General features: G+C 53.6%; 21 protein-coding genes. 8 read left to right on the top strand and 13 right to left on the bottom strand.

Translation table 11 applies throughout. The features are described from left to right. The first annotated feature begins 8 nt into the window (after window positions 1-8). The 5 genes from rlpA to lipA all read left to right on the top strand — a co-directional run bounded on the left by rlpA (window position 9) and on the right by lipA (window position 4706). Complete coding sequence (gene rlpA / locus ABD035_RS12430) at window positions 9-1202, top strand: endolytic peptidoglycan transglycosylase RlpA (protein WP_343870592.1); 1194 nt, start codon at window positions 9-11, stop codon at window positions 1200-1202. Between the two features lie 116 nt (window positions 1203-1318). Continuing rightward, window positions 1319-2527, top strand: a complete 1209-nt coding sequence (dacA, locus tag ABD035_RS12425; RefSeq protein WP_343870590.1) for a D-alanyl-D-alanine carboxypeptidase DacA — start codon at window positions 1319-1321, stop codon at window positions 2525-2527. 96 nt (window positions 2528-2623) lie between these two features. After that, window positions 2624-2887 (top strand): DUF493 family protein YbeD, encoded by a 264-nt coding sequence (gene ybeD / locus ABD035_RS12420; RefSeq protein WP_343870587.1) that lies wholly within the window; start codon window positions 2624-2626, stop codon window positions 2885-2887. A gap of 45 nt (window positions 2888-2932) precedes the next feature. Then, window positions 2933-3598 carry a lipoyl(octanoyl) transferase LipB gene (gene lipB, locus ABD035_RS12415; protein WP_425579724.1) on the top strand — a complete coding sequence of 222 codons (666 nt, stop codon included), beginning with the start codon at window positions 2933-2935 and terminating at the stop codon, window positions 3596-3598. 142 nt (window positions 3599-3740) lie between these two features. After that, window positions 3741-4706, top strand: a complete 966-nt coding sequence (gene lipA / locus ABD035_RS12410; protein WP_212714817.1) for a lipoyl synthase — start codon at window positions 3741-3743, stop codon at window positions 4704-4706. A gap of 158 nt (window positions 4707-4864) precedes the next feature. On the opposite strand, the gene tatE is transcribed toward lipA, so the two are convergent. From tatE to ABD035_RS12365, 9 genes are all read right to left on the bottom strand, one after another. Continuing rightward, window positions 4865-5068: a twin-arginine translocase subunit TatE gene (gene tatE / locus ABD035_RS12405; RefSeq protein ID WP_212714816.1), complete on the bottom strand. Its 204-nt coding sequence runs from the start codon at window positions 5066-5068 to the stop codon at window positions 4865-4867. Between the two features lie 210 nt (window positions 5069-5278). Next, window positions 5279-5488 carry a transcription antiterminator/RNA stability regulator CspE gene (gene cspE, locus ABD035_RS12400; protein WP_006118399.1) on the bottom strand — a complete coding sequence of 70 codons (210 nt, stop codon included), beginning with the start codon at window positions 5486-5488 and terminating at the stop codon, window positions 5279-5281. Between the two features lie 150 nt (window positions 5489-5638). Further along, window positions 5639-6175 carry a lipid IV(A) palmitoyltransferase PagP gene (pagP, locus tag ABD035_RS12395; RefSeq protein ID WP_343870689.1) on the bottom strand — a complete coding sequence of 179 codons (537 nt, stop codon included), beginning with the start codon at window positions 6173-6175 and terminating at the stop codon, window positions 5639-5641. A 277-nt stretch (window positions 6176-6452) separates the two neighbouring features. Further along, on the bottom strand, window positions 6453-7553 hold the full coding sequence (locus ABD035_RS12390; protein ID WP_343870581.1) for an endonuclease/exonuclease/phosphatase family protein: 1101 nt from the start codon (window positions 7551-7553) through the stop codon (window positions 6453-6455). 256 nt (window positions 7554-7809) lie between these two features. Further along, a complete protein-coding gene (locus ABD035_RS12385; protein ID WP_343870579.1) occupies window positions 7810-8370 on the bottom strand; it encodes a YbhB/YbcL family Raf kinase inhibitor-like protein in 561 nt (186 codons plus the stop codon). A gap of 164 nt (window positions 8371-8534) precedes the next feature. Beyond that, window positions 8535-9398, bottom strand: a complete 864-nt coding sequence (locus ABD035_RS12380; protein WP_343870577.1) for a phytanoyl-CoA dioxygenase family protein — start codon at window positions 9396-9398, stop codon at window positions 8535-8537. Window positions 9399-9510: 112 nt separating this feature from the next. Then, the gene (locus tag ABD035_RS12375; RefSeq protein WP_385950584.1) at window positions 9511-10347 is read right to left on the bottom strand and encodes an ABC transporter substrate-binding protein; all 837 of its coding nucleotides are present in this window, start codon (window positions 10345-10347) and stop codon (window positions 9511-9513) included. A gap of 434 nt (window positions 10348-10781) precedes the next feature. Then, the gene (locus tag ABD035_RS12370; RefSeq protein ID WP_343870575.1) at window positions 10782-11606 is read right to left on the bottom strand and encodes a shikimate dehydrogenase family protein; all 825 of its coding nucleotides are present in this window, start codon (window positions 11604-11606) and stop codon (window positions 10782-10784) included. 95 nt (window positions 11607-11701) lie between these two features. Further along, window positions 11702-12022: a YnfA family protein gene (locus tag ABD035_RS12365; RefSeq protein WP_212714834.1), complete on the bottom strand. Its 321-nt coding sequence runs from the start codon at window positions 12020-12022 to the stop codon at window positions 11702-11704. A 511-nt stretch (window positions 12023-12533) separates the two neighbouring features. On the opposite strand from ABD035_RS12365, the gene ABD035_RS12360 reads away from it, so the two are divergent. Beyond that, window positions 12534-12953, top strand: coding sequence for a DoxX family protein (locus tag ABD035_RS12360; RefSeq protein ID WP_343870573.1), 420 nt, complete (start codon window positions 12534-12536; stop codon window positions 12951-12953). Between the two features lie 87 nt (window positions 12954-13040). On the opposite strand, the gene ABD035_RS12355 is transcribed toward ABD035_RS12360, so the two are convergent. Beyond that, window positions 13041-13448 carry a winged helix-turn-helix transcriptional regulator gene (locus ABD035_RS12355; RefSeq protein ID WP_212714833.1) on the bottom strand — a complete coding sequence of 136 codons (408 nt, stop codon included), beginning with the start codon at window positions 13446-13448 and terminating at the stop codon, window positions 13041-13043. Window positions 13449-13572: 124 nt separating this feature from the next. On the opposite strand from ABD035_RS12355, the gene ABD035_RS12350 reads away from it, so the two are divergent. Then, a complete protein-coding gene (locus ABD035_RS12350; protein WP_343870571.1) occupies window positions 13573-14637 on the top strand; it encodes an NAD(P)-dependent alcohol dehydrogenase in 1065 nt (354 codons plus the stop codon). 36 nt (window positions 14638-14673) lie between these two features. On the opposite strand, the gene ABD035_RS12345 is transcribed toward ABD035_RS12350, so the two are convergent. Further along, window positions 14674-15708 (bottom strand): ABC transporter substrate-binding protein, encoded by a 1035-nt coding sequence (locus tag ABD035_RS12345; protein WP_343870569.1) that lies wholly within the window; start codon window positions 15706-15708, stop codon window positions 14674-14676. Between the two features lie 293 nt (window positions 15709-16001). On the opposite strand from ABD035_RS12345, the gene ABD035_RS12340 reads away from it, so the two are divergent. After that, the gene (locus tag ABD035_RS12340) at window positions 16002-16301 is read left to right on the top strand and encodes a hypothetical protein (RefSeq protein WP_343870567.1); all 300 of its coding nucleotides are present in this window, start codon (window positions 16002-16004) and stop codon (window positions 16299-16301) included. Between the two features lie 518 nt (window positions 16302-16819). Here ABD035_RS12340 and ABD035_RS12335 read toward each other — a convergent pair. Then, window positions 16820-17245: a secondary thiamine-phosphate synthase enzyme YjbQ gene (locus ABD035_RS12335; RefSeq protein WP_343870565.1), complete on the bottom strand. Its 426-nt coding sequence runs from the start codon at window positions 17243-17245 to the stop codon at window positions 16820-16822. Between the two features lie 112 nt (window positions 17246-17357). Next, complete coding sequence (locus ABD035_RS12330; protein ID WP_343870563.1) at window positions 17358-18170, bottom strand: sugar phosphate isomerase/epimerase family protein; 813 nt, start codon at window positions 18168-18170, stop codon at window positions 17358-17360. Window positions 18171-18266: the final 96 nt, after the last annotated feature.

The raw sequence follows: 18266 nt of genomic DNA, 5'->3' as shown, positions 1-18266 counted from the left end.
GGCAATACATGCGTAAGGAGTGGCTGATTGGTATTGGACTGGCATCCCTGATACTGGCGGGATGTTCTACTGATGAAACACAGCAGAACACCGCCCCGGCACAACCGGTGTGGAACGGTCCGGTCAAAGAGATCCCGGGGGTTCAGCCCAAATATGAATCCCTGATCCCTTCCGCCAACCAGGACTATTCAGTCAGCGGTAAACGTTACCGCATCGTCACGGATACCTCACGGTTCAGCCAGGTCGGTCTGGCCAGTTTCTATGGTCAGGAATCGGCGGGGAATACCACGGCTTCCGGGGAGAAATTTGACCCGAATGCCTATACGGCCGCTCACCCGACACTGCCTATCCCGAGCTATGTGCGCGTGACGAATCTGGCCAATGGACGCCAGCTGGTGGTTCGTATCAACGATCGTGGCCCGTTCGTGCCGGGACGTATCATCGATCTCTCTGCCGCAGCGGCTAACCGTCTGAATATCTCTGATAATACGCAGGTGCGGGTCGATGCCATCACGGTGGCTCCTGACGGAACCCTGTCCGGTCCCGGCACTGTCGGGACCAAAGTCGCTATCCAGAGTTATGATCTCCCTGCCCGTCCTGACCTGGGGGGGCCGGCAGGCATGACCTCCCCGGCGGCGGAGACGAGCGATGCGTCAGCGGATACGACCAGTACTGCCCTGCCGGCCACATCCGGCAATAGCAGTTCGAATGTGATGCCGATTGCTAACAGTACCTTGCAGAACGGCAGTAACAACCTGGGCGCTCCGGTGCAGAGCAGCGGATTACTGGGGGCTCCACAGCCGTTAGCCGCCGGTGTACTGGAGTCAGATACGCCTGCCGCCAGCACCGCCCCTGCACAGACTCAGACTCAGACTCAGACTCAGACTCAGGATGATGCTCCTGCCGCTGCGACCGTCAGTGCACCGGCGGCTCCCCGTCAGACAGAAAAGGCCCCGGTCGCCGCGACAGCACACAGCTCCGGCTATGTGGTACAGGTAGCGGCGGTCAATAACGCGCAACGGGCAAAAGAACTGCAACAGAAGCTGAGTCATCAGTTTGGCGTGGCCGGCCATGTCGAAGCCGTTGATGGCAATATTTATCGGGTACAACTGGGCGGTTACAGCAATCGTCACGACGCTGTAACACTGCAACAGCGTTTAGCCGGCGAAAAAATCACCTCTTTTATTACCACGGCTAAATAACCCTTTTTTTCGGCCCTAAATCATAAAATTAGGTAAAGCAGGATGCCGCCTCTGGTGGCATCCTGTTATAGTTCGTGGCAAATACCTCTGATTCCACGGATGAAATTACCCCAAAAATGAAAAAATTTTCTCTTGCCACATTTCTGACAAAAATGACCGCTGGTTCTGTGATTGTCCTCTTCAGTTACTCCGCCCTGGCGGATAACGTCGATTTAAAAACCATGATCCCGGGTGTGCCGGATATCGATGCAGAAGCCTATATTCTGATTGATTATAATTCCGGGACTGTGCTGGCAGAAAAAAATGCCGATGCCCGTCGTGACCCCGCCAGCCTGACAAAAATGATGACCAGTTATGTGATTGGTCAGGCTATCCGCACCGGAAAGATCCATCAGGACGATATGGTGACCGTCGGGCAGGATGCCTGGGCCACCGGTAATCCGGTGTTCAAAGGTTCTTCCCTGATGTTCCTGAAACCGGGCGATCGTGTGCCCGTTTCGCAACTGACCCGCGGTATCGTGCTGCAGTCAGGCAATGATGCCTGTGTCGCGATGGCAGATTATGTTGCCGGCAGCCAGGAAGCCTTTGTCGGCCTGATGAATAATTACGTCAACGCACTGGGATTGAAAAACACGCATTTCGGGACTGTCCACGGCCTGGACGCCGACGGCCAGTACAGTTCTGCACGTGATATGGCGCTGATTGGCCGGGCCCTGATCCACGATGTGCCGGAAGAATATGCGGTGTATAAAGAGAAGGAGTTCACCTTCAATAATATCCGCCAGATGAACCGTAACGGGTTATTGTGGGATACCTCGCTGAATGTCGATGGTATTAAAACCGGTCATACCAATGCCGCCGGATATAACCTGGTCGCCTCTGCGACCGAAGGCCAGACACGTCTGATTTCTGCGGTATTGGGCGGTCGTACTTATAAAGGCCGCGAAACCGAAAGCAAGAAGTTACTGACCTGGGGTTTCCGCTTTTACGAAACTGTTTCTCCACTGAAAGCGGGCAAAGACTTTGTGTCCGAGCCGGTCTGGTTTGGTAACACCGACCGTGTGCAGCTGGGCGTGGATAAAAATGTCTACCTGACTATCCCGCGCGGACGTGCCAAAGATCTGAAAGCCAGCTATGTACTGCAGGATACCGAATTACATGCACCGCTGAAGAAAGATCAGGTGATAGGTACGATTAATTTCCAGCTGGATGGCAAAGTCATCGCGCAACGTCCGCTGGTGATTCTGCAGGATGTCCCGAAAGGGGGTTTCTTTAGCCGGATTATCGATTATATTAAACTTACCTTTCATCACTGGATGGGCTAATCCGCAGGGTTGATATTTCCCCTTTTGTCCCCATATCCTGAATATATCTTACATGCCCCCACACATCCGGGGGCATTTTCTGGTTCCGGAGTCACTATGAAAACCAAACTGAATGAATTGCTCGAATTTCCAACCCCGTTCACTTATAAAGTTATGGGACTGGCACAACCAGAGCTGGTGGATCAGGTGATTGAAGTGGTACAACGTCATGCGCCGGGGGATTATTTCCCGGAAGTTAAACCCAGCAGCAAAGGTAACTACCACTCTGTATCCATTACTATCAATGCCACCCATATCGAACAGGTAGAAAGCCTCTACCAGGAATTGGGTGATATCGATATCGTCCGTATGGTGCTGTAATGGGTCGCGCCGGGTCTCCCGGCGCACTTTCTCTGTTATTACCGGATGACTCTCGTGTCCCTTCAACCGCTTATTATCCGCAGGCTGGGCGTGCTCCCCTGGAAGACCGTCTCCGATGCCATGCACCACTTCACCGATACCCGTACAGAGACCACTGCCGACGAAGTGTGGCTGGTCGAACATCCGCCGGTGTTTACTCAGGGTCAGGCCGGTAAAGCCGAACATCTGCTGGCACCGGGCGATATCCCTGTCGTACAAAGCGACCGGGGAGGTCAGGTCACCTATCATGCTCCCGGGCAGCAAATCGTTTATGTCCTGCTGGATCTTCGTCGTCTGAAAACCGGTGTCCGCCAGCTGGTCACCCTGCTGGAACAGACTGTGATCGAGACGCTGGCTGATTTCGGGATCACCGCCTGCGCCAGACCGGACGCGCCGGGCGTCTACGTTAACGGTAAAAAGATCTGTTCTTTGGGGCTGCGCATCCGTAAGGGGTGTTCTTTCCATGGACTGGCACTGAATACAGCGATGGATCTCTCGCCGTTTCTGCGCATTAATCCCTGCGGTTATGCCGGACTGGAAATGACACAGATAGCAGACCTGGTACCGGGCATATCGATTTCACAGACCGCAGAAACGCTGGTTCGCCATTTTCTTAACCATCTCCCCTACCCGCAATCGGAATACCGTCAGGGCCTCCCGCAGCCCGAGTAGAATGTCTTGCCGGGACAGATGTTATCTTTCGTACCCCGGGGAAGCTGTCCTGCGGCAGACAAAATGATATACTTTTTGCATTGTTACAAACATGTTGAATGCAGAGCCTACTGCAGACAATCAGCTACCGGAATCCGCAGATATGAGTAAACCAGTTCAGATAGAGCGCGGCGTCAAATACCGTGATGCAGACAAAATGGCGCTGATCCCTGTCAAAACCGTTGTCAGTGAACGCCAGGAGTTATTGCGAAAGCCGGAATGGATGCGGATTAAACTTCCTGCCGATTCCACCCGTATTCAGGACATCAAAGCCGCGATGCGTAAAAATGGCCTGCATTCCGTCTGTGAAGAAGCCTCCTGCCCTAATCTGGCGGAATGCTTTAACCACGGGACAGCCACCTTTATGATCCTCGGCGCTATCTGTACACGTCGCTGTCCGTTCTGTGACGTAGCCCATGGCCGGCCACTGACACCGGATGCCGGTGAACCCGCGAAACTGGCTCAGACCATCGCCGACATGGCACTGCGCTATGTGGTGATCACCTCGGTTGACCGTGATGACCTGCGGGACGGTGGCGCGCAACACTTTGCCGATTGTATTACGGCTATCCGGGAAAAAAGCCCGTCGATAAAAATCGAGACACTGGTCCCCGACTTCCGCGGCCGTATGGATCGGGCATTAGAGATCCTGACACAGTCCCCGCCGGATGTGTTTAACCACAATCTGGAAAACGTCCCGCGCATTTATCGGCAGGTAAGACCGGGCGCAGATTATCAGTGGTCACTGACCCTGCTGGAAAGATTTAAGCAGCTGCACCCGGAGATCCCGACGAAGTCAGGTCTGATGGTAGGGCTGGGGGAAACTAATGAAGAAATCATCGAGGTGATGCGTGATCTGCGTCGTCACGGGGTGACTATGCTGACCTTAGGGCAGTATCTGCAGCCCAGCCGTCATCACCTGCCGGTTCAGCGATATGTCAGCCCGGCCGAATTTGATGAAATGAAAGCCGAAGCGATGGCTATGGGCTTTACCCATGCGGCCTGTGGTCCCTTTGTCCGTTCTTCTTATCATGCAGATATGCAGGCTCAGGGTATAGAGATCAAATAATATCCTGCAGGCGGCTGTACGGTATTTCAGTCGGCCGCCGCGGCGATAGCGTCCCGGTGAGCGTGCAGCCGCGGATGACAGCCAATAAAAAACCAGACAGCAGGCTATCTGGTTTTTACAGACAATACATCCGGGGATCTACTGCCGGGATCAGAGAATTAGTCTTTGTGACTGACACGTTCAGCAGGAACCTCTTCTGCTTCACTTTTTGCCACGGTCGTGTCATCTTCTTTCATGGCTTTCTTGAAGCCTTTAATTGCGCTACCCAGGTCACCGCCCAGTGAACGTAATTTATTCGTGCCGAAAAGCAATACGATGAGAGCACCGATAATCAGCAGCTTTGCAATACTGATACCTTCCATAATATACCTTTGAACCTCAGCGAAAAACGTTACACCTACATTAAGACGCAAAGCCGATTATAACACAATACATTTCTGTAACAGACTACTAATCGCACTTTTTGGCCGCGCCGCCCGGGCTGAACACCCCGCCAGACTACCAGAGCCGGTGCCGGAAAACAGGCAATAAAAAACCCGCCATTGGCGGGTTTTAGAGATTCTGACTGAAAATTACAGGCTGATAACGTTAGCAGCAGATGGGCCTTTAGCACCGTCAGTAATTTCAAACTCTACGCGCTGACCTTCAGCCAGAGTTTTGAAGCCATTGCTCTGGATTGCAGAGAAGTGTACGAATACATCTTTGCTGCCATCTTCAGGAGTAATGAAACCGAATCCTTTAGATTCATTAAACCACTTAACGTTACCTTTAATCTTGGACATCTATATTACCTTTACATGAAAAATGGACACTAAACTGTGTCGTCACGTAGTACATCAATTGCGGTGCAATTTGTCCAGTCCCATTTGATGAAAAAGTGATAAATGTCCTGATTTTTTGCTGACAGAGCATTTTTTGCACAATATCAGACCCTAAAACTGGAACCGGAACCATGCGAAGTAAACGTTTCCATTATTATGGGTCCCGGGGATATAGGTCATCTGGAAGGTTGCTGGTCCGTAACCTATCGATGCCAGCGGTAACACCAGTGGTATCGGGATATAATTCCAGTTATCCCGCATCGTCACACCGGCGGTATAACCTGCCCCCAGATGGAAACGCTGATCATTCAACGGGCGCCATGTCGCTTCCCAGCCATAGCCACCGATGGGCTCCCATTTATTAAAGGAGTCTTTAAACACCATCAGGTAAATACCCTGCCAGTTACCTTTCTCATCATAACGAGAGATCCCTCCCCCTGCCCCCCAGGGTCTTTCGTTATAACGGTCAATATGCTCACGGTCATAGGTCATCCGGTTATGCCAGGTGATGGCCGGCACATACAGATCCACATTCGGTGAAGACGTCCACGTCGTTGCCACATTATTGCTGAAAGTATTCCAGGCACCGGAAATATCCTGTCCTGTGGTGGCGGCATGCGTTAAAGGTACGCTGCACAACCCGGCCATAAAAATAGCTAACTTACTGTATTTATTAAATTTCACTGCAATTCCTGCCACATAATCATTACGATGTGCCGGCCCGTAGCCAGCAATCATGGTGTTTGTCGGGCGAGTGCTTATCAACCGCCCCCATAATTCTCTGGCTTTTGCAGAGGATAAATCGTGAGTGTCCCAAGATAATCATCACTCTCCGGAAATGCCACCCTCCCGGAGTGCAGAAATATTCTTACCCCCGGACTATGGGCTGTTTATCAATCACTGCGTCAGACTGCAAGAGAATTTCTCAATGAAACCCGCCGTCATTCTCACCCGGCGTATGTACCGGAAACGTCAATGACGCATTTTTTTGTAAAATCTCGCGGGCAAATTGTTCATCCTCTGCCTCTTTCAGCAGGCTTTCCTGCTGTTGTCCCTGCGGCGGAACATACAGCAAATGGGCCAGGAACGGATAATGATCCGACCCGATGTCTTCCAGACGGCGCAGTGACCCGAGAATAAACTCCTGGCTGTGAAAGATATGGTCGAGCGGCCAGCGCAACAGGGGGTATCTGGCGTTAAACGTGCAGTACATTCCCCGGCCCCGACGCGGGTCCAGCAAGCCACTGATTTTCAGAAATAGCCGTGTGGTCCGCGACCAGGCGACATCATTCAGGTCCCCGGTGACGATCACCGGCAGCGTTGCCTGAGCGACGCTTTTACCTACCAGCACAAGTTCCGCGTCCCTGTCCCGGGATTCGTCATTTTCGGTCGGACTGGGTGGCATCGGATGCACGCAATGCAGACGCACGTCAATCCCCTGCGGCAAGGTCACCAGCATGTGCATTGACGGGATCTGCGGGTCGACCAGATACTGTATTTCCGCATCACGTAACGGTAACCGGGACCAGACATGCATCCCGTACAAATTATCTTTAGGGCACCTCACACTGTAGGGATAGTCCTGGTCCAGGACGCTCAGTTGTTGCTCCCACCAGCTATCCGTTTCTACCGCCACCAGCACGTCCGGAGATTCAATACGGATCTGTTTCAGCAACTTAGCCGCCTGACGATTAGGTGTCAGGACATTGGAGGCCAGAATCCGGATGCCGGGATGCGCGGTATACCCTTCAGCATCCCGGACCTGTTTTTTTTGCAAACGGGTATACGGGAAGATCCACCAGCACTGGTAACCGCAACAGATCAGACTGATCAGCAGTACGGCAGCGGCCAGCCACGTTACTCGTGTCAACAGGAAAAACTGCAGAATACCCAGCAGTGCGGAAATGATCAGCAATTGTAGTCTGGGGAAATCCCAGACCCTGACCCACCAGCCAGGATGGCGGGACAGCGGTAACAGCGTGACCAGCAGCAGCAATAACGTGATACAGATATCAAAGGTAACCACCCGACACTCCTTTCCCTGTCCTCGCTGAGCGGTTTCAGTACCGTCAGTCTACTGCTGATAATAGTACAGGGGCCGTCTGAGTGCGGAAAGATTCTGTCTGACAGGGAATAAATATCGGAGACGGGGGAATGGGTGAAGACGGGGAGCCCCGGTGCCACTGAGGCAGGCTGTCAGCGTCTGTGAGCTGTCGGGCATCCGGGTCCCGGGGTGACACGGGGAATGGGGGCTTCCCCCGCGAGACGCGTCTACAGGCTCTTTATTCACGCCCGCCAAACGTTCCGGCCATTCCGGCAGAAGCCAGTGCATGTCCTTCCAGTTTTGCCATCAGGCCGGCAGTGTCCAGACCGGCAGGTAAACTGTCGGCAGGCAGATCGGTGGCTATCAGGGTGAAGGTATAAAAATGCCGATCACTGTTGGCCGGAGGACAGGGACCGTCGTAGACCTCACGGCCGAAGCTGTTTTTCCCGCCCGTGAAGCCCTGCCCGTTCGCCAGCGCGGTACGTTCAAAGTGCTGAACTGAGGACGGGATACCATAAGCCAGCAAATGAGTAACGCCGAGACCGTTCCGCCCCTGGGCATCCTGGATAATCAGCGCAAAACTGCGGGTCGCCGCCGGAGCGTTCTGCCAGCTGAGTGACGGGGAGATGTTCTCCCCGTGGCAACTTTTTACCTGCGGCAGATGGCCGCCCATCGCCACCGGCATAGGGTGACCGGAGGTAAAATCAGGGGAAGTGAGGGTAAATGTGGCTGCCATTGCCGCCAGTGGTGATATGGCAGTCAGAGACACAACTAACAGACTTCTAAAGATATTCTTCATCGCCTTTCTCATCGGTAGTGGCTTTTATCAGGGAAACCATGACGTTTATCACAGACAAACGCGCGGATAAACCATGAACCCTGATCGCAGAAAAGGCAAGGCAAAGTCAGCAGCAGTCCCGGACGGCCACACAGGCTATACCTGCACTTTCGCTGTTCCGATGATCAACCCGCTCTATCGCCCGCCTGTTGCTCAAAGAATGAGGCACCTTTCGGCATTTCAGGTAGCGCAAACGAGTTGCTGACACAACGGACCTGGCCACTCTCTTCGCCCGCCACGATACGGCGTTCATGCACCGAAGGCAGCGGGTTCCCGGCCAGAGGCCAGGCATCTTCCGCGGCATAGACGGTAATAAATAACGTCCGGGGCCGCGGACTCTGGTTGGCCGCTGAGGCATGTAATAACCGCGTATGCATAAAGCAGACACTTCCTGCCGTTCCCTGGCAACTGACCGGAGACTGGCGCTGCTCCGCAAGGTGTCGTTCCTCGATCGCACCACGAAACCGGCCGTCCTGCCAGTGTGAGTATAACGGGCCGCGATGGCTGCCCGGGATAACCTGTAACGGCCCGTTATCGGCCGTCACGTCACTGACCATCAGTAATGCGGTGACCAGGTCATCATTACTGTGCGGAGTGAACAGGAAGTCCTGATGCCATTTCACTTCGGTTCGGGTTCCCGGTAATTTGGAATTGATTTTACTGTGATGAAAGCGCAGCCCCGGACCAACCAGCCGGGCCGCTATCCCGGTCATCCGGGAGTGGCAGGCCGCCTGATAATAGCCTGATGAAATCTCCGTGGGTGAAGCGACCCGCCGCAGGGAAGGATGCGCTGCCGAATGATCACTGTCGAGATCGAAACGGTGACGGCCATCCAGTGTTTCACCATAGGCTTCAGCATGCTCGCGGCTTTCATCCACCCAGCCATCAAATACCGATTGCAGTTCTGCGATTTCATCGGCAGAAAAAACGTCATTAACGATCAGAAAGCCCTGTTCACGGAACAGTTCTTCCTGCCATGGTTCGATCATCTGAATCTCCTGCTGAATATGAGGGTAAGGTCGTAATATCTGACGGCAGATAACCGCAGGCGTTAACGCCTGCGGTCTGCGGGTATGGCGGTGCCCCGGGGATGGCGCAAACTCAGCCGGCACTGAGCTGGCGGATATCGTCAGCCGTTGGCGGAGTAAAGTGGTATTTGCTGAACAGCGCTTTATATTGCGGTGTCTGGCTGAATTTTTTTAATCCCGCTTCTATGGTCTGTTTAACATGAGGATCATCTTTGCGGACACCAAAGCCGACCAGTACCGGGTACAGCAGTTTATCGGAGGTGATCACCACCCGGCCTTTCAGGCGGTCAACGACACTCTGGGCGACGGCCACATCGGTGATCTGGGCCTCAACGGCTTTCGACAACAGTGCCTGGGTGGCCTGCGGATCGGTCGGATATTCACTGATACTAATGGCAGGTTTACCTTTCGCTACACAGGATTGCTGTGAAAAGGTCATCAGCCCCTGTAAGAAGGAGGTGCCTGCCATGGTGCCGATTTTGTGTCCGCACAGTTCGTCAGGGATCCCGGGTTTATACGAGCTGTCTTTTAAGGTCACAATTTTTTCCCCGGTCTTCAGATAGGGGATCATATCAATGACTTTCAGTCGGTCCGGCGTGATATACATCGACGAGTTGGTGATATCAAAACGCTTACCTTGCAGACCCGGGATCAGGTTCGGAAAACGCGTGTCCACATTAACGGCTTTCATGCCCACCGCTTTTGCAATCCCGTTCAGCATCTCGATGTCGAATCCTGCGGGTTTATCGTTTTGCATGTATTCATAAGGTGAAAACGTGATATCAGAGCCGGCGGTGATAATGCCCGGTTTGATAAAATCTGCCTTCGCGGAGACAGCGATAGCGCACAAACTCATACCCAGCAGTACCGGGGCTTTTCGGGTGAAACGTAGAAATCTGGCAGACTGCATAAATAACCTCCGGCTGGAATAAAATTGCGACCGGGACCGTCCCGGAAAATGACCGTGATACCCTGAGCCCGGCCGATCCTGTGAGTCGCGGTGTGACTGTGCTTACTTTCAACGAAATCAGGCGGGTCTGGAAAGTACGAAATTTATTGTCAGAACCACGAAAAAAACTCTGACGGTTATCCAGAGGAAAAAGTGATGATCCACAGTGATACGCAGAAGAGAGCCTGGCGGGGAAGAGAACAAGAAATAAACGGATTATTTTTCAGTAAACTACCACTGACGGGCAGATGATCTCCCCGCCCTGTCTGATACGAAAACCCGGGGTTGCTCAGGGTGTCTGTGCTTTTTGTCCCCGTCACGGGGGACAAACAGAGTCAGTGCCGGTGACACTTTTTCGGGGAAGTGCCGTTTTTTAGCAGGTAACAGCAGATAACTTACTGATCATCGCTGTTCAGCGGGTCCAGCATATAAGAGATCATCAGTGCTAACTGCGCCATTAACGTATATTCACCATGATGCGTCTGCATCCCTGCCCCTTCGGCGGCCTGTAATAATGGGGTCATCTGCGGGTAGATCACCGTATCGCATACCAGCGTACCGGCGGCCAGTCCTGCCAGTGAAAATGCCTGCTGGCTGTCGTCCCCTTTACCTGCCGGCGTCGCATTGATCGCAATATCGCAATGTGCCGGCGCTTCGGTGCCGTGGATCACAACCAGCCCGGGATGGTTTCTGGACAGGCTTTCGGCCAGTTGTACCTCTTTTTCCCCGGTACGGTTGTAAAGGATAAGCTCTGTCACCCCCTGTCCGGCCAGAGCATGGGCAATCGCACTGGCCGAAAACCCCGCCCCGGCCAGATAGACACGCTTTCCGGCCACATCGATCCCCTGCCGCCGCAGTCCGGCAATAAATCCATCGCCCTCCAGCAACGTGCCGCTGAGGGTGCCTTCCGGGGAACGGCGGATAACATTACAGGTTCCTGTCATTTGTACGGCCGGACTGACATTGTCCAGCCATTGGTACACCGACTGCTGGTGCGGCTGAGCGATGATCGCTCCGGCAAAATTCTGACAATGTCTAAGTCCGGCCAGCAGGTCCGGTAAGCCATGTGCGGTGACATGCATGGGGATCATCAGTACATTTTCACGTTGCTGTTGTTCCAGCATCCGGTTAACCAGACCAGGAGAACGGACACGGGCTATCGGATCTCCGATAACAGACGTCAGTCGTGTTAAGCCGCAGACTGATTCAATTGACTGCATAGAGGATCTCCGAAAAAAGGTGGTGCCCGGCAGAATGCGATCTCTACGCCGGACGAGAGGGCGATACCTGCCCGAAGGTAAGATTCAATGGGTCGTCAGGATGGCTGGCAGACAATAATGAGCATTCCCGCCAGCGCCACACACGCACCGGCCATATCCCAGCGGGTTAATGCGACCCCTTCTGCAATCCTGAGCCACGCCAGAGCAACACAAATATACACCCCGCCATAGGCAGCATAGGTCCGCCCGGCAGCGGCCGGATGGAAAGTCAGTAACCAGGCGAAGATCACCAGGCTGACCGCTCCGGGGACCAGCAGCCAGTGACTTTTATGCTCACGCAGGACCAGATAAGGCAAATAGCAGCCCACTATTTCAGCGATGGCAGTGAATACAAATAACAATGCTGTTTTCAGCATCACAACATGTTCCTTATGTTTACAGAATGACCCGGGGGACGGATAACCCGCCCTGGCCGGGATGCGTCGGTATGGTCCGGGACACGTCGGCTTTCCAGCTTCACACCGCCGCCTGTTTCCCTTAGTAAGTTTAGCTCAATGATAAACCTTCTTGTCTTTCTACGTTAAAAAATCAGCCGCAGCCCTCCGTCAGCCGTGAAGGCATAACGCCGCCGTGTTACCTCAGCGCTTGCGCTGGCCTGTTTTGCTGGCATTGCCAGCGGGTCATCTCCGGGCCGCTCGCCGTGTAGCGGCCTGCCTGACAGTAAAACAGGCACCACGGTGAAAGGATCGTCACCCCCCTGTATTTTTTTCAGCGAACGTGCCCTGTTACCACCAACAGAACTCCCGGCAGCGCCGGGGGATACCGGGAGCCCCGGGTCACTCTAATTTTTTGATGCTGTCTTTCAAAAAAACCAGGTGATGTTTTAATAGCAGTTCGGGTAATTTATCTTTTTTTTTAGGGGGTCTTATGAATAAATTAATTGATAGTTTCGATAACGCGGTTAACCATCCCGATTTTGCAAAATTACTGCTGCGACTGGTTTTTGGTATCCTGATGCTTTTTCACGGGGTGTTTAAACTGGAACACGGGGTCGACTGGATTAAGCCGATGCTGGCAGCACACGGGTTGCCGGGCTTTGTCGCCTACGGGGCGTACATCGGTGAAGTGATTGCTCCGGTGCTGATCATTCTGGGTGTCTGGACCCGTCTGGCGGGTCTGGTCTATGCCATCAACCTGGTCTTTGCCGTGGTTCTGGTCGCGGGCGGAAATTTCTTCGACACCACAAATGTCGGTGCCTGGGCACTGGAAACAGAAGCTCTGTACTTCTTTGGTGGCCTGTTCATTATGCTGCTGGGTGCCGGTAAGTACAGCCTTTCACGCCGCTGATCCCCGCCGGTCCGGCTCTTATCCGGCCAGGCTGATGCACTCACTGCCCATTGAAAGCGGGCAGTGAGTCGTTGCTTCTGATACGGTTTATCGCAAATCCCCGGACGCGCTGGCCTCCGTGTGCTTTCGTCTATTCTCTGACATCTCATCCAAAGCCTGCCGGTGCTCCAGTCCCCACTGATAGAGTTGCTCAATCGGCCCTGCAAGGGTTTTCCCCAGCGGGGTGAGTGAATACTCCACTTTAGGCGGGATCACCTGAAAAACCTGGCGATGGATCAGTCCGCGGATTTCCAGCTCTTTGAGCGTCTGCAATAACATTTTCTTCGAAATTCCCTGCAGACTGCGTTGCAGCTCTCCTGGCCGGGCTCGTCCTTCCGGCCAATGCCAGAGTGCATGCAACACCATACTGCTCCATTTTACAGAGAACAAATCCATCAGCCGGCGCGGCCCTGAATCTGCATAAAAATAGACTTTTCCGTCCACCCAATCCGGCATTTTAACCTCATCGTTTTTTATGGTCACCATATGGTAACTGCTATCCATACAGAAACCTTCTATTTATAGTGTGCCCCCTCTTTTAGTGACTGCTCTGCTTGTCAGAGCCTGACAAAGGTCTGTTATGCAAATAAACGCTATTATCGCCCGAAATCCGCAAGCCCCTCTGGAGTGTGGAACCTCTTCACTACGTCCTCTGCAGAAAGGCGATGTCCGTATTGATATTCTGTATTGCGGTGTTTGCCATTCAGATTTACATATGGCCAGGAATGAATGGGGAGCCAGTCATTATCCGCTGGTGCCCGGGCATGAAATCGTCGGCCGGGTACTGGAAACAGGTTCGGCGGTCACCGGCCACCGGCCCGGAGATATCGTCGGTGTGGGTGTGATGGTAGATGCCTGCGGGCACTGCCATTTCTGCCATCAGCAGGAAGAACAATATTGTGAACAGGGATTTACTCCGACCTACAACGGCATAGATCGCTATACCGGAGAGCTCACCCGTGGCGGATATGCTGAACAGATTATTGTCGATCAGCATTTTGTGGTGCCCGTCCCGGAAAATCTGCCGCTTCATGCCGTGGCTCCCCTGCTTTGCGCCGGGGTTACCGTCTGGTCGCCACTGAAACACTTCAATCTGCAACCAGGACAGAAAGTCGGCGTCGTGGGGCTGGGTGGACTCGGACACATGGCGATCAAACTTGCCAGTGCTATGGGCGCTGAAGTGACATTATTCACCACCTCTCCGGCAAAAGGTGAAGATGCACGACGTCTCGGTGCCTGCAATGTCGTCATCTCCGGTGATCCGCAACAAATGGCCGGCTGCGCGCAACAGTTGGACCTGATACTGGACTGTGTGGCCGCACCCCATTCTCTGGACCCTTATCTCCGGACACTGAAAACCAATGGTCAACTGGTACTGGTGGGAATTCCGGATACACCGCACCCGGGGCCGGAAATCACCCCGATGGTTTTCCGCCGGTTAAGTATTTCCGGCACCTCGATTGGCAGCATTGCAGAGACCCGCGATATGCTGGCGTTTTGTGGCCAACACGGGATCACCGCAGAGGTAGAAGTTATCACCGGTGAAGCGATAGAAGAGGCTTTTCGCCGGATGCTGGCCGGGGAGATTAAATACCGGTTTGTCGTCGATATCAAAGCGACGCGCTGGACGACCCCGCTGGCATGAGCATGAACTGCTCCGCAGAACCGGAGCCGTCACCGGTCAGCCCGGAGGCTGAGCATAGAGGATCCGTTTCGCCTGCGACTCCGTCAGCGGATAATTGAAGAACTGCCGGTAGAAATCCTGAGTCTGACGGATCATATTGATCTCAGGAAACAGATCCGGGTGGAACAATCTCGCCGCCCACGGGATCTGCAGGGCGACCTCCGTCCCGTAACGATCCCAGGGAAAGACCCCGGAAGGGTTACGGACGACGTGATTCAGTTTTACCGCCCGTAACTGACTGAACAGATCCCGGTAAGGTGACTGCGCAAGGGTGCCAGCACCGGCATCGAGAATAATATAATCCGGTTGCCATGCCAGCACCTGTTCCGGCGTGATCTCTTTCATATTACCATCGACGCTTTCTGCGACATTGCGTCCGCCGGCCAATGTGATCCAGGTATTGATCAGTGTATTTCTGCCATCCACCTTCAACGGGTGCAGGGACTGAATATGTAAAACTGTCGGCCGTTGCTGCGCGGTCAGCGTGCGGGTTCTTTGACCAATGACCGCGATCTGTTGGTTAAGGTAGCGGTTATATTCTGCCGCTCTTTGAAGCGCCAGCGGCGTACCCACGACTTCGGCAGTCGTCTGCAGTGAACGTTCCATTGATGGAAAATCTGTAAAACCCATCATCACAACAGGAATACCCGCCTGCCGGTAACTGTTGGCGGCCGGGTCATTCTCCGGCACGAAGACCACATCCACATGGCGCAAAACCAGCGCCTCGCTGGAAAACGCATGTCCGGGGGTCTGTAATGCCTGATTCAGTGACGGCTGTATTTTAAACATCCAGGGCCGATCCCGGGGATGATTGACTGTCGCGACAATACGATCCCCTGCTCCCAGCGTCATCAGTAAGGAATGGTGTGCGAACCAGCCATCCGCAATACGGTTGGCGGTATCAGGTATCTCCACCCGGTGGCCGGCATCATCGGTGACCGTCTTTGCCGGTAATGCCGGAGAAAGCACTGAGAGCGACAGGATCAGGGCCGTGAGGGGAAATCCGCTGCGTAAAAGTGTCTGCTTTTTCAAAATAGTACCTGTTATGGCGTCCCGGCAGGGAGAGTTATCGGCTTACACGGGTAAGACTCTCTGTATAACAACTCCAGAGACTCCGGGCAAGTGACGGATGTGCCTGCAGGATGACGCTGAAACTGTGCGGTCCGGACACTTTTATTGTATTTCTGTCTCTGAGTGTGTCAGAAAACCGTGTTTCAGCAATAACTGTCTGGATAATGAAAATTGCGTAAACGTCCCGCAAATGTGATTGAGACGCGGGGAATAATTCACGATGCTGTCTGTGAATTTACACTCAGGAGTTGATTATGAAACAGTTCGCGATTTATCTTTCAGCCCCCCTGCTTCTGGTTTCTGCGCTGGCATCCGCTGCTCCGCAAGGTCAGGCAGATCCGCACCCGGACGCCTTCGGTCCGCACAAGCATGGCATGATGCCACCGCGTCCGATGCCACTGTACGCTGCCACTGAAACCACCACGACTCCGGCAGAAACCCTGAAAAACCTGGTCGCTCAGGTGCCTCAGACCGCAGCTGGAAACTATCAGGTCAAAGTGGAGGTATTACCTCTGCCTGAAAAACCTGCCCACCCTGCCCCGGCGGATCATTAAGTTATTTCCGGGGATAGCGGTAATCTGCTCTCCCCGTTCCGCCATCGGTCGGCTTATTCACCGGCCAGCGCCCCTGAAAATCATCTCCGCTAAAAAATAACTCACCGCTACCCTGTCTGATTTCCCTGAACGCTATCTGTGGAACAATGCGAAGACGCTCTGCGCCCCCGTGAATGGCATCGCTTACCGACAGCGTGACTGCCCGCTACACCTTTTGATTTCCCTCCCGGTTAACCGCAAACCCGCACGAAGGCAGGCGCTGTTGCCCCGTTAATGGCATCGTTTACCACAGCGCGACTATTCGCTATACCTTTTGATTTCCCTGAACGTTAACTAAGGAACAGTACGAAGACACTCTTCGCCCCGTGAATGGCATCATTTACCGGCAGCGCGACTGCCCGCTACACTGTCTGATTTCCCTGAGTGTTAACTGCGGAGCAGTACGAAGACAGGCGCTGTCGCCCCGTTAATGGTAGTCACCCACAGAAAGGCTGCGGGGAAAGAGACGCCCCGGGAGATCAGTCGTCCGAACCCTGTAATGTCAGCACCAGTGTCCGGCTGCCACCATGATCACGATGCTCACACAGATAGATCCCCTGCCAGGTTCCCAGGTTCAGCTGTCTGCCGGACACCGGGACCGTCAGTTCAGCGCCCAGCAGGCTGCTTTTCAGATGAGCCGGCATATCATCGCTGCCTTCATAGGTATGCTGATAAAACGGAGCATTTTCCGGCACGGCATGATTGAAAAAACGTTCAAAATCGCCCCGCACGGTAGGGTCCGCATTTTCATTAATGGTCAGTGATGCCGAAGTATGTTTAATAAACAGATGCAGCAGACCGACCGCTGGCCAGCGGATGTCGCTCAATGCATTTTCGATTTCATGAGTGATCAAATGAAAACCGCGCTGGCGCGGCTTCAGCCTGATTTCTTTCTGTATCCACATCACAACCCCCTTCTCCGGTATTTACTTCAGTCAGTGTGACGTGCTGATTTCTGCACGGGCTGATGACCGTTTTAACACGGATCAGGTCTGCCAGGGAAACAGGGGCGACGCCTCAGACAATCAGGCGGCGTAATGCGGCCATCGCCTGCCGGGCCACATCCGCCGGCGGTTGTTTCTTAAGTTCGTCATTAAACACTTCCAGCCCCAGAGGGCCCTGATACTGCTTTTCCCGCAGACAGGCCAGCAGTTGCTGTAACGGGAAGACCCCGTCACCGGGCAGTAAGCGTTGATGCCTTGCAATATCAATCAGTTGCTGTTTATCCGGAATATCACTGACATCTGATAACTGCACCAGAAATATTTTTTCTGCCGGAATCTCCGCCAGGTCAGCCACCGTACGCTGCAGAGCAAAAATATGAAAAGCATCGATCACTAAGCCTAATGCCGGGGAGTCGACCTCATTAATAATCTTCAGAGCTTCAGGGGTGGTATTAACACAGGTGCTCCAGCACATCGCCTCATAAGCAATACGCAGATTTCTCCCGACAGCCTGCTCAGTGAGCCATTGCAGGTCACTGACTATTTTGTCCGGCAAACATCCGCGTTCGGTATTGGCTGGCACCAGTACCGTATCTGCCCCCACTTTGACGGCGGTATCGAGGATTTCCAGCGCCTGCTGACGTTTAATTTCCCGATGTACATCCGCAGCACCATCAAAATCCAGCAGTACCTGGTAATCCGTCAATGAGATACCCAGCGAACTGAGGTGGTGCCGGATCCCTTCCGTATCCCCCCCGGTCTCCTGCACATCCTGCTGCCACAGTTCTGCTTGCGCAAAACCCGCATCAGCCACCGCCTCTAACTTTTGCGCCGTCGTCCCCCCCAGCAGGATGGTATTAAGAAATAGTGCATTGCGATTAAGCATACTGCCGTTCTCCTTATTCGGTCAGGTCACCTGGTGTTCAGGCCTCAGATAGAGTCTCGCCCTCAGTGATGATTTAATCCTGGCAGATAAACAGAA

The organism is Tatumella terrea, from assembly GCF_039523755.1.
In the GTDB taxonomy this organism is placed as follows: domain Bacteria; phylum Pseudomonadota; class Gammaproteobacteria; order Enterobacterales; family Enterobacteriaceae; genus Tatumella; species Tatumella terrea.
This window is presented reverse-complemented; position numbering and strand designations above follow the sequence as displayed.

Coding starts and splice junctions, on each gene's coding strand:
- ABD035_RS12365 (WP_212714834.1), bottom strand. CDS start 12,022: ATGCTGAAAACAGCATTGTTATTTGTATTCACTGCCATCGCTGAAATA.
- ABD035_RS12360 (WP_343870573.1), top strand. CDS start 12,534: ATGAATAAATTAATTGATAGTTTCGATAACGCGGTTAACCATCCCGAT.
- ABD035_RS12355 (WP_212714833.1), bottom strand. CDS start 13,448: ATGCCGGATTGGGTGGACGGAAAAGTCTATTTTTATGCAGATTCAGGG.
- ABD035_RS12335 (WP_343870565.1), bottom strand. CDS start 17,245: ATGTGGATACAGAAAGAAATCAGGCTGAAGCCGCGCCAGCGCGGTTTT.
- tatE (WP_212714816.1), bottom strand. CDS start 5,068: ATGGAAGGTATCAGTATTGCAAAGCTGCTGATTATCGGTGCTCTCATC.
- pagP (WP_343870689.1), bottom strand. CDS start 6,175: ATGGCCGGGTTGTGCAGCGTACCTTTAACGCATGCCGCCACCACAGGA.
- ABD035_RS12350 (WP_343870571.1), top strand. CDS start 13,573: ATGCAAATAAACGCTATTATCGCCCGAAATCCGCAAGCCCCTCTGGAG.
- ABD035_RS12380 (WP_343870577.1), bottom strand. CDS start 9,398: ATGATCGAACCATGGCAGGAAGAACTGTTCCGTGAACAGGGCTTTCTG.
- lipB (WP_425579724.1), top strand. CDS start 2,933: ATGACTCTCGTGTCCCTTCAACCGCTTATTATCCGCAGGCTGGGCGTG.
- ABD035_RS12340 (WP_343870567.1), top strand. CDS start 16,002: ATGAAACAGTTCGCGATTTATCTTTCAGCCCCCCTGCTTCTGGTTTCT.
- ABD035_RS12330 (WP_343870563.1), bottom strand. CDS start 18,170: ATGCTTAATCGCAATGCACTATTTCTTAATACCATCCTGCTGGGGGGG.
- rlpA (WP_343870592.1), top strand. CDS start 9: ATGCGTAAGGAGTGGCTGATTGGTATTGGACTGGCATCCCTGATACTG.
- cspE (WP_006118399.1), bottom strand. CDS start 5,488: ATGTCCAAGATTAAAGGTAACGTTAAGTGGTTTAATGAATCTAAAGGA.
- ABD035_RS12385 (WP_343870579.1), bottom strand. CDS start 8,370: ATGAAGAATATCTTTAGAAGTCTGTTAGTTGTGTCTCTGACTGCCATA.
- ABD035_RS12375 (WP_385950584.1), bottom strand. CDS start 10,347: ATGCAGTCTGCCAGATTTCTACGTTTCACCCGAAAAGCCCCGGTACTG.
- ABD035_RS12370 (WP_343870575.1), bottom strand. CDS start 11,606: ATGCAGTCAATTGAATCAGTCTGCGGCTTAACACGACTGACGTCTGTT.
- ybeD (WP_343870587.1), top strand. CDS start 2,624: ATGAAAACCAAACTGAATGAATTGCTCGAATTTCCAACCCCGTTCACT.
- dacA (WP_343870590.1), top strand. CDS start 1,319: ATGAAAAAATTTTCTCTTGCCACATTTCTGACAAAAATGACCGCTGGT.
- lipA (WP_212714817.1), top strand. CDS start 3,741: ATGAGTAAACCAGTTCAGATAGAGCGCGGCGTCAAATACCGTGATGCA.